Annotated in this window: 15 protein-coding genes; 6 read left to right on the forward strand and 9 right to left on the reverse strand. The window is 35.2% G+C overall.

The genetic code is table 11. The annotated features are described in order from the left end of the window. Positions 1–2: 2 nt before the first annotated feature. From hemW to porX, 6 genes are all read right to left on the reverse strand, one after another. On the reverse strand, positions 3–1,124 hold the full coding sequence (gene hemW, locus D5J18_RS00695; RefSeq protein WP_311394696.1) for a radical SAM family heme chaperone HemW: 1,122 nt from the start codon (positions 1,122–1,124) through the stop codon (positions 3–5). Positions 1,125–1,214: 90 nt separating this feature from the next. Continuing rightward, positions 1,215–1,862: an endonuclease III domain-containing protein gene (locus D5J18_RS00700; RefSeq protein ID WP_119057102.1), complete on the reverse strand. Its 648-nt coding sequence runs from the start codon at positions 1,860–1,862 to the stop codon at positions 1,215–1,217. 240 nt (positions 1,863–2,102) lie between these two features. Beyond that, entirely contained in the window at positions 2,103–4,268 is a 2,166-nt protein-coding gene (locus D5J18_RS00705) for a PepSY domain-containing protein (RefSeq protein ID WP_119057103.1), read from the reverse strand. Positions 4,269–4,271: 3 nt separating this feature from the next. Further along, positions 4,272–4,766 (reverse strand): DUF2271 domain-containing protein, encoded by a 495-nt coding sequence (locus D5J18_RS00710; protein WP_119057104.1) that lies wholly within the window; start codon positions 4,764–4,766, stop codon positions 4,272–4,274. A 3-nt stretch (positions 4,767–4,769) separates the two neighbouring features. Next, positions 4,770–6,248, reverse strand: coding sequence for an ankyrin repeat domain-containing protein (locus D5J18_RS00715; RefSeq protein ID WP_119057105.1), 1,479 nt, complete (start codon positions 6,246–6,248; stop codon positions 4,770–4,772). Between the two features lie 320 nt (positions 6,249–6,568). Next, positions 6,569–8,110: a T9SS response regulator signal transducer PorX gene (gene porX, locus D5J18_RS00720; RefSeq protein ID WP_119057106.1), complete on the reverse strand. Its 1,542-nt coding sequence runs from the start codon at positions 8,108–8,110 to the stop codon at positions 6,569–6,571. A 76-nt stretch (positions 8,111–8,186) separates the two neighbouring features. Here porX and D5J18_RS00725 point away from each other — a divergent pair, with 76 nt between their 5' ends. The 6 genes from D5J18_RS00725 to D5J18_RS00750 all read left to right on the forward strand — a co-directional run bounded on the left by D5J18_RS00725 (position 8,187) and on the right by D5J18_RS00750 (position 14,443). Then, a complete protein-coding gene (locus D5J18_RS00725; protein ID WP_260377295.1) occupies positions 8,187–9,419 on the forward strand; it encodes an HD domain-containing protein in 1,233 nt (410 codons plus the stop codon). A gap of 58 nt (positions 9,420–9,477) precedes the next feature. Further along, positions 9,478–10,518 carry a UDP-3-O-(3-hydroxymyristoyl)glucosamine N-acyltransferase gene (lpxD, locus tag D5J18_RS00730; protein WP_119057108.1) on the forward strand — a complete coding sequence of 347 codons (1,041 nt, stop codon included), beginning with the start codon at positions 9,478–9,480 and terminating at the stop codon, positions 10,516–10,518. After that, complete coding sequence (locus D5J18_RS00735; protein ID WP_119057109.1) at positions 10,508–11,908, forward strand: bifunctional UDP-3-O-[3-hydroxymyristoyl] N-acetylglucosamine deacetylase/3-hydroxyacyl-ACP dehydratase; 1,401 nt, start codon at positions 10,508–10,510, stop codon at positions 11,906–11,908. Before lpxD ends, D5J18_RS00735 begins: the two co-directional genes overlap by 11 nt. A gap of 8 nt (positions 11,909–11,916) precedes the next feature. Beyond that, entirely contained in the window at positions 11,917–12,705 is a 789-nt protein-coding gene (gene lpxA, locus D5J18_RS00740) for an acyl-ACP--UDP-N-acetylglucosamine O-acyltransferase (RefSeq protein ID WP_119057110.1), read from the forward strand. A gap of 11 nt (positions 12,706–12,716) precedes the next feature. Continuing rightward, the gene (gene efp, locus D5J18_RS00745; protein WP_119057111.1) at positions 12,717–13,283 is read left to right on the forward strand and encodes an elongation factor P; all 567 of its coding nucleotides are present in this window, start codon (positions 12,717–12,719) and stop codon (positions 13,281–13,283) included. 119 nt (positions 13,284–13,402) lie between these two features. Then, positions 13,403–14,443, forward strand: a complete 1,041-nt coding sequence (locus D5J18_RS00750; protein WP_245952898.1) for a dipeptide epimerase — start codon at positions 13,403–13,405, stop codon at positions 14,441–14,443. Positions 14,444–14,582: 139 nt separating this feature from the next. Here the strand turns inward: D5J18_RS00750 and D5J18_RS00755 are convergent, their stop codons facing one another. Genes D5J18_RS00755 through D5J18_RS00765 form a run of 3 tightly spaced genes read right to left on the reverse strand, consistent with a single transcriptional unit; the run spans position 14,583 to position 15,827 of the window. Beyond that, on the reverse strand, positions 14,583–14,840 hold the full coding sequence (locus D5J18_RS00755) for a DUF6952 family protein (RefSeq protein ID WP_119057112.1): 258 nt from the start codon (positions 14,838–14,840) through the stop codon (positions 14,583–14,585). Further along, on the reverse strand, positions 14,821–15,132 hold the full coding sequence (locus D5J18_RS00760; protein ID WP_119057113.1) for a thioredoxin family protein: 312 nt from the start codon (positions 15,130–15,132) through the stop codon (positions 14,821–14,823). Before D5J18_RS00760 ends, D5J18_RS00755 begins: the two co-directional genes overlap by 20 nt. Before the next feature lie 56 nt (positions 15,133–15,188). After that, positions 15,189–15,827 (reverse strand): peroxiredoxin, encoded by a 639-nt coding sequence (locus tag D5J18_RS00765; RefSeq protein WP_119057114.1) that lies wholly within the window; start codon positions 15,825–15,827, stop codon positions 15,189–15,191.

The raw sequence follows: 15,827 nt of genomic DNA on the forward strand, positions 1-15,827 counted from the left end.
ATTTAAACAATAAACATTTCTGCGGCGATTCCATCAGCAAAAAACCTGTATTTTGGCGAAAGATAAATGGTATTTTCTTGTTGAATTAAATGTTTATCAGCAATCAATGGAGCTAAATTTTCTTTCCAAATCATGAAAATTTCTTCAGAAAATTCAGATTTAATTTTCTCTAAATCAATTCCATAAGAAGTCCTGAGCCCTATCATTGTAAGTTCGTTCAATCTATCAGATTCTGATAAAATTTCAGTTTCACGTGAGATATTATTTTTTTCTAAAGATTTAATATAGAGTGAATTATTGGCAACGTTCCAACTTCTTGTTTGCAAATCAAAAGAATGTGCAGATGGCCCAATGCCTACATAAGGTTTCCCGAGCCAATAGGCAGAATTGTGCTTGGAATGAAAATGAGGTTTACCGAAATTAGAAATTTCATAATGGTCAAACCCGTTTTTAGTCAAAATTTCTACCAATGTATTGAATTGATTTTCTTGCTTTTCATCATCAATTTGATTCCATTTTTTGGTTTTGATTTGGTGTTGCAGGAGTGTTTTTGGTTCAACCGTAAGGGCATAAGAAGAGATATGAGGAATTTGTAAATCAATAGTTTTCAGCAGGTTATATTTCCACATTTTATCAGTCGTTGTAGGCGAACCATAGATTAAATCAATTGTAATATTCTCAAAACCAGAATCTTGTATTCTTTTAATGCTACTTTCAGCTTCTTGTGATGAGTGAGCTCTGTTCATCAATTTCAAATCTTCATCAAAAAAAGATTGAACGCCAATGGAAAATCTATTGATAGGTAATTGCCTGATTGATTTCACTTTAGCAGCATTTAAATCATCTGGATTAGCTTCTAAAGTAATTTCTGCATCTTGCTGAATATCAAAATGTTGTTCTATCTTGTTGAATATTTTTCCCAATTCAATATCAGATAAAATGGAGGGTGTTCCTCCACCGAAATAAATGGTTTCTAAGGGTGAATTAATTTCACTTTTTCTGAGTTCTAATTCTTTTAAAAGAGCTGAAATCAAAGCATCTTTTGAATGCAATTGCGTAGAAAAATGGAAATTGCAATAGCTACATTTCTGTTTACAAAAAGGGATATGGATATAAAGGTGCATCAGATTTTCTTGTGAAAAGAGCAAAGTTAGGTTTATCTAGGGAAATAAAATGATTCAATAAAAAGGAGCATTATGATTGTAAATAAACTTTCATCCTTTCACTTCATCTATAAAACTTTTTCTACCGATTTTTTGAGTAATGATGTCTTTTTCTAATCGGTAACCTCTCGCTGGCGAATATTCTCGCCCATACCAAATGATTTGTAAATGCAATTTATTCCATAAATGCTTTGGAAACAACCTCTTAGCGTCTATTTCGGTTTGCACCACATTTTTCCCGTTACTTAAATTCCAACGCCACATCAGTCTGTGAATATGTGTATCTACTGGGAATGCTGGGACACCAAAAGCTTGAGCCATCACTACAGAAGCCGTTTTGTGCCCAACTCCTGCCAAAGTTTCCAATTTTTGTATATCATTCGGAACGATTCCATCAAAATCATGAATCAATTGTTCTGCCATGATTTTCAAATTCTTAGCTTTAGAATTAGTTAGCCCGATTCCCTGAATTAAATTTTTAATTTCCTCAACTTCCAAATTTTCCATTTTCTTAGGCGAATCTGCCACAGCAAAAAGGCGAGGAGTGATTTCGTTCACCTTTTTATCAGTAGTTTGAGCAGAAAGAGCCACGGCGACCAAAAGTGTATAAGGATCTTGATGCTCCAGCGCAATGGGCGGGTTTGGGTAAATTTCTTCCAATGTATCTATCACAAACTGAACTTTTTCTGCTTTTGTCATTCCTAGGTGAATTTATTTTTTTAATATTGATGCAAATTTAAGTTTTGTAAAACAAAAAATTGCAATTCAGGGCGGGCTAGGGAGTTTTCATCACGAAGCTGTGAATCAACTATTTCAAAAAAAACGCTTCCCATTATTGAACTGATGGTAGACGATTTAATAATTTTTGGGCAATATGAGCAGAAAAATTATACTGATTTTTTTAAGGCTTAAAAAATAATTATTAAAATCAGAATCAACTTAATAACAGTCATGCTTAATTTGTTTTTTTTCAACGAAATGATAGGCAGATAAACCTTGTTTTTTCAGATTTTGATCTAAAATTTTCATCACAGAATAATACATTTTCAAACTTCCACAAACCATAATTTCACCTCCGTTGATTAAATTCAAAACGATTTTATCAGCTTGTTGATTTACAATATCTTGCACATATCTTTTTACTTCTTTTTCCCTTGAAAAACAAAGTGTTACATTTTCATCTTCGGTAATTAAAAGATATTTTCCGTACAAAGAAAAATGTTTTATATTTCTAAATCCAGCCAATAAACTCACTTTATTCGCAGGATTTTGTTGCATCATGCCCAAAAAAGGTGTAATGCCTGTTCCGTTAGCAATCAAAAGCATTGATTTTTGATGTTTTGGGAAATGAAAAGCTTCATTCTTTTTGATATAAGCCTGCAAAGTTTCGCCTACTTTTAGTTGGTATAAATATCTGCTACACAGACCTTTCTCATGCAATTTTATACTAATTAAAATGCGATGATTGATTTTCGCGATGCTATAATAGCGTTCTCTCGCATTGGGCGAAGCAAAAACCGCCAATAAATCACCAGATTCAAAAGATAGAGTATCAATAGGATTCAAAATTAGGTTGAAAACCGTAGAAAATCCATCATTTATAACCTCTTTTTGTTCAATTTTGAAGGGTTTTCGTTCAATTTCTTTCATTTTGAAATAGGCCTGAAAAGGCATTTCTAAATGATTTTTTCCTGACCATAAATTCCACCAAGATTGAAATTCTATTTTAGATTGATTATGAATATAAACACTTGGAATTAAGCAATTTGCTTTAGATTTATTCAGCAAAGCATCACAATCCTTAGCAAATTGACAAAATTGTGCATATTCTCTTGCTCCGAATCCCACAATGCTATATTCAAAAGTTTGATTCTGTATATATTGTTGAAATTTTTCGGTGAATTTATGGGCATTATTGGGAGCTTCACCATCGCCATAAGTTGACGTCATGATTATCAATTGTTTCAGCTTAGGAAAATTCTGCAATTCATTCATCGTGGCAATGAAAACTTTTTGCTTCTTCTCTACTAGCGCCTTGAAAAAATTCATCGCAAACCGCTGTGTAGCACCATTTTCGCTGCCATATAAAATCACGATTTCGGCATCCTCTGCAAGCCATTGGTTTTTAGATTTCATCAGTCTTTTAGAGGCCATTTTCAAGCCTGAATAAATAAAATATAAAATGCTTAATGAACCCAAAATCAGAAAAATAGGAATCCACCAACTCCCTTCGCCTGTATGCAAAAGGTAACTGAAATCTTTTAGCTTTTTGTAATTAGAAAAATAAACCTCTTGCTGAATTTCCCCACTAAAAGCATTGACTTCCAAAACTTTATCAGATAAATGAAGTGTATAAAACTCATCTGGGTCTGCACTAAACGGAAATTCAATTTTTTGAAAATTTTTTAAGGCTTGATTAAAATACGCAAAATTTTTTAAATCTTTTTCGGTAGAATTATCAGGTGAAAAAGTAATGATTTCTGTTTTGTTTTCATTAAAAAATTCAGCTCTAAAAAGAAATAAAATACTTCCCGTTAATGCAATAAAAAACAACGGAATTAGCATATATCTGCCCAAGAAAATGTGGGAAAATGTAGCAAAATTGGTCGGTTTTATTGGTTTGAAAAAATTTGCCCAGCCTTGTTGTCTCCTGGCGGTTACAAAAATACCAGAAACACTGATGAAAACTAGAAAAATAGAAGTGATACCAACCAGCCATCTCCCAGTATTTTTGAGCATAAACGAACGATGAAATTGCCTCACCCACTGAAAAAATGCATTAGACTTAGGCACTTCGGCTATGATTTCCAGTGAATTAGGGTTAATGTAAACTCTCCCACCCATTTTCTCTTCTGCTCCTAGAGCTTCAATGCTTAAACGCTGGTAGGCATCGACTTGAATTTCTAAAATTTCGTCAAATTTTTCATTCAAGCGAGGAAGCAATTCAGCTAAAGTTTGCTGATCATCAATTTGAGCTTCAGCAAATTGTGTTTTTTCTACAAAAGGTTCAAAAGACAAAATAACCCCTGTAGCTGCCAACAAAAACAGAAACACAGCGCTCACCAAGGCTAACCATAAATGCGCCAGTCGCCAATACCAATTCATTGCTTATGATTTGGCAAGGCGTACATAGCGGATGTAGCCAGAGCCATTATGTTTCCCGTTTAAATTTTTTGCATTGAGCGGAACAATCAGCACATCATTTTTCTTGTATGATTGCTCTTCTACAGCTGTTTCAAAACGGAGCTGATAGTTTTTGTCTAAGTATTTTTGTGGAATTTTGAGCTGAAAAGTAGCTCTTTCTCCGCCACTCAATGTTTCGCCAGAAATAGCATCTACATTCACAATTCTTTTATTCTTTTTGTAGTAAGGATACCATGCTTCGAGCCCTTTATACCATTCATCGTCATCGCCAAAAAGCTTCAAAGTCTCTACATAATTATTTTTACTATCTAACACAGAAACAGCTACATAAGCACCTTCACCATTGTAATTCGTCATTTGAATCATGCATTTATAAGTTTCTGTACTGAATGTGGTAAAATTCAAAAAGCTTACAAATCCGATAAGTAAAGTGATTATAATATATTTTTTTCTCATCATTGTTTAATTTAAAAAAGTTAAATCCTGCCCTTGTAATTTTTCATTTTCAGAAGCCAAATCCAGTACGCTTTCATCAAAATCTGTACGTACATTTTTATCAGCTCCGAAAGCGATTAAATCTTTCATAAACTGAACATCATCTACCTGCATAGCAGCCAATTGGAGTGGAGAGAGACCTTTTTCATTTTTTTGATTAATGTCTTGGCTGATTTCCTGTGCTTTGTGCAGTAAAAATAAACTATTTTTTTCTACCGCGATATGGAACAGGCTTAGCTGAGCAGGTGAAGCTGAAATTCCTGCATTTTTGAATACATTAAAAGCTTTTTCAAAGAATTTTTGATTTTGGGGATTATAAGATTGAAACAGGGGATAAAGATAACTTTCGCCTTTTTGGTTCAAATGTTTTAAATCTATGTTTTTCTGTATCAAAGCATCAAAAATATCAGCATTCCCGCCAGCAATTGCTTTAGTCATCAATGTTTCTCCGTAGGCATTAGTTTCGTTAATATTTTGAAAATCATTTAATAAGAATTTTGCTACCGAATTATTATTTCCTTGCACTGCATAGAAAATAGCTGGATTTCCGTTCTTATCTTTTTGGTTGGCATCCACGCCTTGATTGATGAAAAATTCATAAATACTGATATGATTATTTCTTGAAGCCAGCTTGTGCAAGGGTGTTTCATTGTTTTTATTGCTCACACGGGTAGGAACGCCTATACTTTTCAAAAATTCAAAAACTTCAATGTTATTAAAGCTTCTTTTCTGCCCCTGAGCCGCAAAAAACATTGCATTTTCTTTTTGAAGATTTTCATGTAACGGATTGATTTTGTGCTGAATTAAGTCTTTCAACATCGGTATGTTTCCAGAAGTTGCAGTGTATAGAAAGATATTGTTCCCGTCTTTATCTGTATCTGTGAGTTGAATATCTTTTTCTTTTAATAGAAAATTCAAATCCGCAACTTGCTTCACTGCTGGAGCCAAAAGCAGAAGAGCGTGGGCACCTTTGGTATTTTGAATAGAAAGAGGTACACCATGTTGCTTGAAAGTGGTATAAACAGCAGGGTTTGTAACGCCTCTCACCGCTGTATAAGTCACCAAATTATTGCCTTTATCTTCTACCGCCATCACGTCAGAGCCTTTTTCAATCAAATATTCAATTAATGGAATATTACCTTTACTCCCTGCCCAAAGCAAGTAAATTCTGCCATCATGCGTTTTTTTATCTACACTATTGCCGTCTTGTTGCAATAGAAAATCAATAATGGAAACATCTGCATTGTTTAAAATGGCATAAGTTGTTGCATCAAATCCGCGATTGTTTTGCGCTGAAGGATTATTCCCATTGGTAACGGCTTGTTTGACTTGATTTAAATCAGGTTGAGCTGACCAAAAATCATCGCTCAGCAGTAGATTGTTTTGCGCTTGAACATGGTTCATCATTAGAATCATGAACAAAAAAATATAAGAAAAGTATTTCATTTTAATTTATTTAGAATGATTAAAACAAAAGTATTTATAATTTCTGTTTAGACGAAATCTAAATTAAAATTTGATATTATATTAACGTTTTAAACCACCCGTTGTACATTATAAAAGAGTTTATAAAAACACTAAATTTAACCTAACAAATTGATTTCCAAAAAAAATAATAAAATGACAGATAGACTTGAGCCAAATTGCAAAATAGTTTTGATTGAATATCAAAAAAATACCAAAAAAGGATTGAAATCTTATTTTATCAACTTTGTGATTAGTTTTTAAAATAAATTATACCAAAATTTTCTAAGCCTTAAAAAAAATTATTTACCTTGCATTTCTACAAGCGGAATTATTATTTCTTCCATCGATATTCCCCCGTGCTGATAGGTGTTTTTGTAATAATTGACGTAATAATTGTAGTTTTTGGGATAAGCTAAAAAAGTGTTTTCTTTTGCAAAAATATATTTGGATGACACATTGACTTTGGGTAAAAAATAGTCCTCGGGCTGCGCTATAGCGAAGACATCATTTTCATCAAACTGCAAGTGGCGTCCGAGCTTGTAACGGAGGTTGGTGCTGGTTTCTCGGTCGCCCACGACTTTAATGGGATTCTTCACAAAAATAGTCCCGTGATCTGTCGTCAATATGATTTTCATTCCCTCGGCAGCGGCTAACTTCAGCGTTTTTATTAAATAACTGTTTTCGAAGAAGTTGCGTGTCATGGAGCGATAAGTTTTATCATCACGAATCATTTCGCTCACGATTTTGTTATCAGTTTTAGCATGGGAAAGGATATCGATAAAGTTATAAACAATCACCGTTAGGTCATTTTTTTTGAATTGAGAAAATTCATCAAAAACTTTTTTAGAAAAAGAGGTATTTAAAATTTTATAATATTTAAATTTCAATTGATTTTGGTTTAAACGCTTCAGCTGTGCTTGCAACAGTTGCTCTTCAAACTCATTTTTATTACCTTCTTCATTATCATTTTTCCAATATTGGGGGAATTTTTTTTCAATCTCGAGCGGCATCATTCCGCTGAAAAAGGCGTTTCTGGCGTATTGCGTGGAAGAGGGTAAAATGCTGTAGTATAATTCTTCTTTTTTGATATTACAAAACTCCATGAAAAGCGGCTGAATTGCCTTCCATTGGTCGAGTCGTAGGTTATCAACCATCAGCAAAAGCACCTTCTCTTGTGGTTTTATTTGTGGTGAAATTCTTTTTTGAAAAACGCTGTGAGATAAAATCGGAGCATCTTTTTCATGTAGCCAGTTATGATAATTTTTTTCTACAAATTTAGCAAACTGTTGATTCGCCTCTGCTTTTTGATTACTCAAAATTTCGAGCATATGAGGGTCTTCAATGTTTTCTAGCTGCATTTCCCATTGCACTAAGTTTTGGTAAAGAGCTACCCAATCTTTGTCATCGCATGCATTCATCAAGTTTATAGAAATATTTCTAAACTCTTGCTGATAATTGGCAATGGATTTTTCGGTAATGAGCTGTGTGCTGCTCAGAATTTTTTTAAGGCTTAATAAAATTTGATTAGGATTGACTGGTTTTATCAGATAATCAGATATTTGAGAGCCAATAGCTTCTTCCATCAAACTTTCTTCTTCGTTTTTGGTGACCATAACCACGGGGAGGTAAGGGTGGATTTCTTTGATGAGTTTTAGAGCGTCTAAACCACCGATGCCTGGCATGTTTTCATCAATCAAAACGGCGGAAAAACTTTTAGTCTTCAGTAAGTCTAAGGCATCTGTAGCATTATTCATAGGAATGGCTTGGTAACCTTTTTTCTCTAAAAATAGAATGTGAGCTTTGAGTAATTCAATTTCATCATCAATCCAAAGAATTTTCATAAATGTTTTTAATTTTTACTTTTGTTACCAAATTTATAACCAAATTTAAATTAATTTAAACCTAATATCAAGTCCATTGAACAAGTTCAAGATTTTTAATGACCCGTTGTATGGTTTTATAACGATTCCCGATGGAATTATTTTTGATTTAATCGAGCACAAATATTTTCAAAGACTCAGAAGGATTTCACAAACGGGTTTAACTCAATATGTCTACCCAGGCTGTACGCATTCTCGTTTTTTGCACGCATTGGGTTGCCTGAATCTGATGCAAAAGGCAGTTCAGGCTTTGCGGCTTAAAAATGTAGAAATTTCTCCCGAGGAAGAGCAAGCGGTTTACATTGCGATTTTGCTGCACGACATTGGCCATGGGCCCTTCTCGCATACGCTAGAGCGTACGATTGTGAAGGACGTTTCTCACGAGCAGATTTCTCTTCAATTAATGCATTATTTGAATGCCGAAACGGGTGGACGCCTGAACCTAGCGATTGAAATTTTTACAGGAAAATACCCCCGCTATTTTTTAAATGAATTAATTGCCAGCCAGTTAGATATAGATCGGCTTGATTATCTGAAAAGGGATAGCTTCTTTAGCGGTGTTGCAGAAGGAAACATCAATTCAGATCGAATCATTTCTATGCTAAATGTGCATGAGAATCGATTAGTCATCGACGAAAAAGGAATTTATTCGGTAGAGAAATTTTTGATTTCTCGCATGTTTATGTACTGGCAAGTCTATATGCACAAAACTTCTTTGGCTGCAGAAATTTACCTGACTCAGGCATTTCGTAGAGCGCAAGAGTTAGCTCAAAATGGTGAGAAACTACCAGCGACACCTGCCTTAGAATATTTCTTGAGCAGGCAAAAGAAAGATGATTTTGATTTTAATGACATTAATGCTTTTGTGGATTTGGATGATAATGATATTCTATTTGCTCTCAAGCAGTGGCAAAATCAAGAAGATGAGATTTTATCAATTTTAGCCAAATCAATTATCCAAAGAAAATTACCGAAAGCAGAAATTTATAATCAAGAAATTCCAAAAGAGGAAATTGAAAAACGGGTGCAACTGTGCGAAAAGCTCTTAGGAGCTGGCTCTTCTTCCTATTTTGTACATGATACTGAGATGAGCGTAACGCCATATAATAAAGAAAGTCATCCGATTTTATTGCTGAACAAGAAGAAGCAGTGTATGGATATTGCAGAGTCTCCCAAGCAAATTTTGACTCAACCACTGTACCTGAAGACAGTAAAACATCATTTTTGCTCTTGGAATCAAGAAAAATTATTAAGGCTTAAAAAAAAATAAATATTTTGTTGAAATTTAAATAGCTCTTAGAAAGCATTTATTTTTCTACTTTTGTAGTATGGAATTTACAGCGCAACAAATTGCTGATTTGATAAACGGACAAATTGTAGGTGAACCCGAGCAGCCAGTGAGTGGTTTTGGGAAAATTCAAGAAGCAAAACCACAGGAGTTGACTTTTCTTGGAAATGATAAATATTTACACTTCCTTAAAGAAACTAATTCTCAGGTAATTATCATTTCTAAGAAATTTAAAAAAGAAGTGACTACGGGGAAAACTTTCATCATTGTAGAAGATGCATACCAAGCCATCACACAACTTCTGCAAATGTATGAGTCTCTACAACCCAAAAAAAATGGCATTATGCAACCTACATCCATAGCTGAAAATGCTCAAATCAAAGAGAAAGGATTTTATTTGGGAGAGTTTAGCGTGATAAGTTCTGGAGTTAAAATAGGAGAAAATGTAAAAATTTATCCACAAGTTTATATTGGCGAAAATGTGGAGATTGGGGATAATACCATCATTTATCCTGGAGTAAAAATTTACGAAAACATAAAAATTGGTAGAAATGTGATTATTCAGTCCAATAGTGTAATTGGCTGCGAAGGATTTGGCTACCAACCAGATGAAAATGGCGTTTTTAAAAAAGTTCCACAGCTGGGAAACGTCATCATAGAGAACGATGTGGAAATCGGAGCTTGTTCTACAATAGACCGAGCGACAATGGGTTCTACCCTCATAAAAGAAGGAACAAAGTTAGATAATCAAATTCAAATAGCTCATAATGTTGAGATTGGACGTCACAACGTGATTGCGGCACAGAGTGGCGTAGCGGGTTCTACCAAAATAGGCCACCACAATATGATTGGTGGGCAAGTAGGTGTCACTGGGCATTTGAAAATTGGAAATAAAATTCAGGTTCAGGCACAGAGCGGAGTAAACCATGATGTGAAAGATGGAGAGAAATTGTATGGCTCACCAGCTTTTTCTGCCATGGATTTCAGGAAATCTTATGTGCATTTCAAAAATTTCAGTAAAATTGTTCAAAGGGTCAATAAATTAGAAAAATTAATTAAAAAAGAAAATCATGACGGATAAGCAAAAAACCTTAGCTTCTGAAATTACTTTAAACGGTGTTGGCTTGCACACTGGGGAAGAAGTAATAATGACTTTAAAACCAGCGAAAGAAGACACAGGATTTGTTTTTGTGAGAACCGATTTAGAGGGTAGCCCAAGAATTGAAGCTGATGCCAATTTTGTGACTTTTACCGATAGAGGAACGATTTTAGAAAAAAAGGGAGTAAAAATCAACACAACGGAGCACATTCTTGCTGCTCTTACTGGGATGGATATTGATAACGCTATTATTGAACTAAATAGTGCTGAACCTCCTATCATGGATGGCTCTGCAAAATATTTTGTAGAAGCCATAGAAAAAGCAGGAATCGTAGAGCAAGAAGCTGAACGGGAATATTTTGAAATAAAAGAAATTGTTACTTTCTCTGACCCTGAAACTGGTTCTGAAATTACAGCAATACCCTCAGATACCTACCAAGTGACTTCTATGGTAGATTTCGGAACTAAAGTTTTAGGTACGCAAAATGCTACACTGAAAAATTTAGCCGATTTTAAAAAAGAAATTGCCAATGCAAGAACGTTTAGTTTTTTGCATGAATTGGAACAACTTCTAAACGCTGGGCTCATTAAAGGAGGTGATATAAACAATGCTATCGTCTACGTAGATAAAGAAATAACACCCGAAACGGAAGAAAAACTCAAAATAGCTTTTAACCAAGAAAGCGTCTCCATTCGCCCGAATGGAATTCTAGATAATTTAACCTTACATTACCCTAACGAAGCTGCTCGCCATAAACTTCTAGACGTAATTGGCGATTTGGCGTTGGTTGGCATGAAGCTAAAAGCAAAAATCATTGCCAATAAACCTGGCCACTTGATTAATACGCAATTTGCAAAAAAACTGAGTAAACAGATTAAAATAGCACAGCGAAAAAATGTCCCTGCTATTGACACCAGTGCGGAGCCTGTCTACGACATCAATAAAATTATGGAACTACTACCACATCGCCCACCATTTTTGTTAGTAGATAAAATCATGAGTATTGATGAAAAAACGGTAATTGGCATCAAAAATGTTACCATGAACGAACCTTTTTTTGTCGGTCATTTCCCAGAAGAGCCAGTAATGCCTGGTGTTTTGCAAGTAGAAGCCATGGCACAGGCAGGTGGAATTCTGTTTCTGAGTAGTGTCCCAGACCCAGAGAATTACTCCACTTATTTCGTCAAAATTGATAACGTGAAATTCAAGAAAAAAGTAGTGCCTGGGGATACAATGATTTTTAAAGTTGAATTAATTGAGCCTGTTCGCCGTGGAATCGTTCACATGCAAGGCTATGCTTATGTGGGCGATAGCATCGTAGCAGAAGCAGAACTCATGGCACAATTAATTAAAAATAAAAAAGAAGTTTAGAAAAAATTATGAATCAGCCTTTAGCTTACATCCACCCCGATGCCAAACTTGCAGAAAATGTAGTGGTAGAACCCTTTACAACGATTTCTAAAAATGTCTCAATTGGCGAAGGAACTTGGATTGGCCCGAACGTCAGTATTTTAGATGGAGCAAGAATCGGTAAAAATTGTAAAATTTTCCCTGGAGCTGTTGTTTCTGCAATCCCACAAGATTTGAAATACCGAGGTGAAAAATCTATAGTAATAATCGGTGATAACACAACAATTCGTGAATGTGTGACCATCAACAAAGGAACTGCTGATCGTATGAAAACGATGATTGGCAACAATTGTTTAATCATGGCTTACTCGCACATCGCACATGATTGCATCGTAGGGAATAATTGTATTTTTTCTAATAATACAACCTTGGCTGGCCATGTGAGCGTAGGAGATTTTGCCATCATGGCAGGAATGACAGCGGTACATCAGTTTTGCACGATTGGGAGTCACGCCTTTGTTACCGGCGGGTCATTGGTAAGAAAAGACGTCCCACCTTTTGTCAAAGCGGCTCGTGAACCACTCTCTTATATGGGAATCAATTCGGTAGGTTTGAGGCGAAGAGGATTTAGCTCAGAACAAATCAGGGAAATTCAAAGCATTTACAGAATTTTATATCAAAAAAACTACAATACTGCTCAAGCTTTAGAAATTATAGAAGCAGAAATGGAAGCAACACCAGAGCGAGACGAAATTCTAACCTTCATCAGAGAGTCGCAGAGAGGTATAATGAGAGGATATAATACAAATAATTTTTAAAAAAAACGGATATGGCAACAACATCAGACATTAAAAAAGGAATGTGTATAGAATTCAATAATGATACGTATAAAATCATCGAATTCCTACATGTAAAGCCAGGGAAAGGACCTGCTTTTGTGAGAACAAAATTAAAAAGCGTTACCAACGGAAAAGTTTTAGAAAATACATTTTCTGCTGGACACAAAATTGATGATGTACGTGTAGAAACAAGAACGTACCAATATCTATATGAAGACGACCATGGTTATCATTTTATGAATAATGATGATTATTCTCAAGTTTATATCAACAAAGGGATGATAGAAAACCCTGGATTTATGAAAAACGGTGAAGAAGTGACCATCGTTTTCAGAGCAGATGATGAAACGCCACTTTCTGCAGAGCTCCCAGCGCACGTAATATTGGAGGTTGCCCACACAGAGCCTGGTGTAAAGGGAGATACAGCAACTAACGCTACCAAACCAGCAACTTTAGAAACTGGTGCAGAGGTGAAGGTTCCACTTTTCATCAATGAAGGAGACAAAATTAGAATCAGTACAGAAGATGGTTCCTATCAGGAAAGAATAAAATCTTAATTCTATCAAGAGAAATCGCTCTATTTTTTTTAAGGCTTAAAAAAATTAGTGAAGAATTAATCATATTTTTTCATGAAACGGGCAATAACTTTATGCATTAGTATAATTAATTTAATTTTATGGCTCAAAGTATTCAATTTTCGTTTATTCCGTACATCGTTGAACTTAGACATACGTTTTCTATTTCTAATTTTTCAAGAAAACAAACGCCAGCAATGCTGGTGAAATTAGAATGGGAGGGCTACACGGGCTATGGTGAAGCATCTATGCCACCCTACCTAGGCGAGTCGATAGAAACGGCTACAAAATTTTATAAGGCTTTAAAAATTTCTCAATTTTCTAATCCTTTTTTGTTAGATGAGATTCTAACCTATGTTGACGAGACTGCACCAGGAAATACTGCGGCAAAAGCGGCTGTAGACATTGCTCTACATGATTTGAAGGGTAAAATTCTCAATCAGCCATTACATCAACTTTTGGGCTACGATATTTGGCAAACACCGCCAACAAGTTATACAATTGGTATTGATGAGCCGCAAGTCGTGCAAGAGAAAACACGAGAGCACCAGAGAGATTTTAAACTTCTGAAAATCAAAGTGGGGAAATCTAATTACCAGTCAATGATAGAAAATGTACGCCAAGTTTTTTCAGGAGATTTATGCGTAGATGCCAATCAAGATTGGGAAGAAAAAGAATCGGCGCTAGAAATGATTCACTGGATGAATGAAAATGGAGTTATCTTTGTGGAGCAACCTATGCATAAAAAATTCATTGATGAAACTGCTTGGCTGACCGAAAATAGTCCGCTACCCATTATTGCGGACGAATCCGTTCAGCGGCTGCAAGATCTTTATAAACTCAAAGGTGTTTTTTCTGGAGTTAACATCAAATTGATGAAAAGCACGGGCATCAGAGAAGCGCAAAAGATGCTCTATGTTGCAGAAGCGCTCGGTTTGAAAAAAATGATGGGTGTAATGACAGAAACTTCTTGTGGCGTTTCAGCAGCAGCACAGCTTTCAGCTTTGGCAGATTGGGTTGATTTAGATGGGCATTTCCTTATTTCAAACGACCCATTCACTGGGCTGAAATTGGAGGATGGGAAAGTAATCTCCGCTGGTGTTGGACTAGGTCTAGAGAAAAAAGATTTTTTAAGCCTTTAGAAAATTTCGATGAAATTTGAGTCTTTTCTAAAAATAGAGAAAATAAAAAATTCCATTTCAGTGATTTGAATATGTTTTTTTAAAGGCTTAGAAAAATTTAGGCAGCTTTTCTTACAAAAAACTGCCTTTTTATTCATTTTTATTTATCAATTGAGCCTGTGACGCGTTTCATAAAGTTATTTAAGGCTTCTTTTTTAGATTCACCTTTTTTCACCATATTATCTACTTCCACTGCGCCATACAGGTTTGATAAAATTTCACCTAAGACGTCTAATTCTTCATCTTTTAGATTATCGCTTTCTATTAGGTTTTCTAGCGTTTCGATGGTTTCATTGACGTAATCTTGATCATTTTCATCGATGAAATTGGTCAAATGTTTAATTAGCGGTAACCTCATCTATCAATGCTTTTAGCTGTTCGGCCTTGTTGGTTTGGATTTGATTTACAACTTTACCGCTTCTGAATGCTGCAAAAGTTGGCAAATTATCTACGGTAGCTAATTTCCTAGACTCTGGGAATTTCTCTGCGTCTACATAGTAAAAGGTTGCACCTTCAGTTTCTTGTGCAAATTTCTTAAATTTTGGTTTCATGATTTTGCAATTTCCGCACCACCCAGCTCCGTATTGAACGAATACCAACTCGTTTTCATTTATAATTTCCTGTAAATTATCTTGTTCTAACTCTTTCATTTTTATTTAATTTTGAGAAAAAGGCTCATCAGAAGTGCCTTTTCTGTTTTTAAAATTTAGTGAGATTTTAAATAATCCGCGGTGCCTTTTCTATCAGCGCTCATCGCATCTTTTCCTTCTTCCCAGTTGGCTGGGCAGACTTCACCGTGCTGCTGAACGTGTGTGTATGCATCTATCATTCTCAAATATTCTTTTACGTTCCGTCCTAAAGGCATATCATTGATGCTCTCGTGGAATACGCGCCCTTGCTCATCAATCAAATAGGTTGCGCGATAAGTTACGTTATCTCCATCTACGATGTAAGAATCTGTTTCCTCGTGGTACTCACCTTCGGTCAAATCAAGAATATTAAGTAGCGAAGCTAAATTTCTATTGCTATCTGCTAAGATAGGATAGGTCACGCCTTGAATTCCACCTTCATCTTTTGGGGTATTTAGCCAAGCGAAATGAACTTCTGCGGTATCGCAAGATGCTCCAATCACTAGTGTATTTCTTTTCTCAAATTCTGGTAAGGCTTCTTGAAATGCATGAAGTTCTGTCGGGCAAACGAATGTGAAGTCTTTTGGATACCAAAATAGTAGTACTTTTTTGTTATTTTTTATTGCTTTTTCTAACACATTAAGTCTGAATGTGTCGCCCATTTCATCCATTGCGTTAACAGAAAGATTTGGGAATTTTTTACCTACGTTAGACAT

This window comes from Candidatus Ornithobacterium hominis (assembly GCF_900538215.1).
In the GTDB taxonomy this organism is placed as follows: domain Bacteria; phylum Bacteroidota; class Bacteroidia; order Flavobacteriales; family Weeksellaceae; genus Ornithobacterium; species Ornithobacterium hominis.

Coding starts and splice junctions, on each gene's coding strand:
- hemW (WP_311394696.1), bottom strand. CDS start 1,124: ATGCACCTTTATATCCATATCCCTTTTTGTAAACAGAAATGTAGCTAT.
- D5J18_RS00700 (WP_119057102.1), bottom strand. CDS start 1,862: ATGACAAAAGCAGAAAAAGTTCAGTTTGTGATAGATACATTGGAAGAA.
- D5J18_RS00705 (WP_119057103.1), bottom strand. CDS start 4,268: ATGAATTGGTATTGGCGACTGGCGCATTTATGGTTAGCCTTGGTGAGC.
- D5J18_RS00710 (WP_119057104.1), bottom strand. CDS start 4,766: ATGATGAGAAAAAAATATATTATAATCACTTTACTTATCGGATTTGTA.
- D5J18_RS00715 (WP_119057105.1), bottom strand. CDS start 6,248: ATGAAATACTTTTCTTATATTTTTTTGTTCATGATTCTAATGATGAAC.
- porX (WP_119057106.1), bottom strand. CDS start 8,110: ATGAAAATTCTTTGGATTGATGATGAAATTGAATTACTCAAAGCTCAC.
- lpxD (WP_119057108.1), top strand. CDS start 9,478: ATGGAATTTACAGCGCAACAAATTGCTGATTTGATAAACGGACAAATT.
- D5J18_RS00735 (WP_119057109.1), top strand. CDS start 10,508: ATGACGGATAAGCAAAAAACCTTAGCTTCTGAAATTACTTTAAACGGT.
- lpxA (WP_119057110.1), top strand. CDS start 11,917: ATGAATCAGCCTTTAGCTTACATCCACCCCGATGCCAAACTTGCAGAA.
- efp (WP_119057111.1), top strand. CDS start 12,717: ATGGCAACAACATCAGACATTAAAAAAGGAATGTGTATAGAATTCAAT.
- D5J18_RS00750 (WP_245952898.1), top strand. CDS start 13,403: ATGGCTCAAAGTATTCAATTTTCGTTTATTCCGTACATCGTTGAACTT.
- D5J18_RS00755 (WP_119057112.1), bottom strand. CDS start 14,840: ATGAGGTTACCGCTAATTAAACATTTGACCAATTTCATCGATGAAAAT.
- D5J18_RS00760 (WP_119057113.1), bottom strand. CDS start 15,132: ATGAAAGAGTTAGAACAAGATAATTTACAGGAAATTATAAATGAAAAC.
- D5J18_RS00765 (WP_119057114.1), bottom strand. CDS start 15,827: ATGTCTAACGTAGGTAAAAAATTCCCAAATCTTTCTGTTAACGCAATG.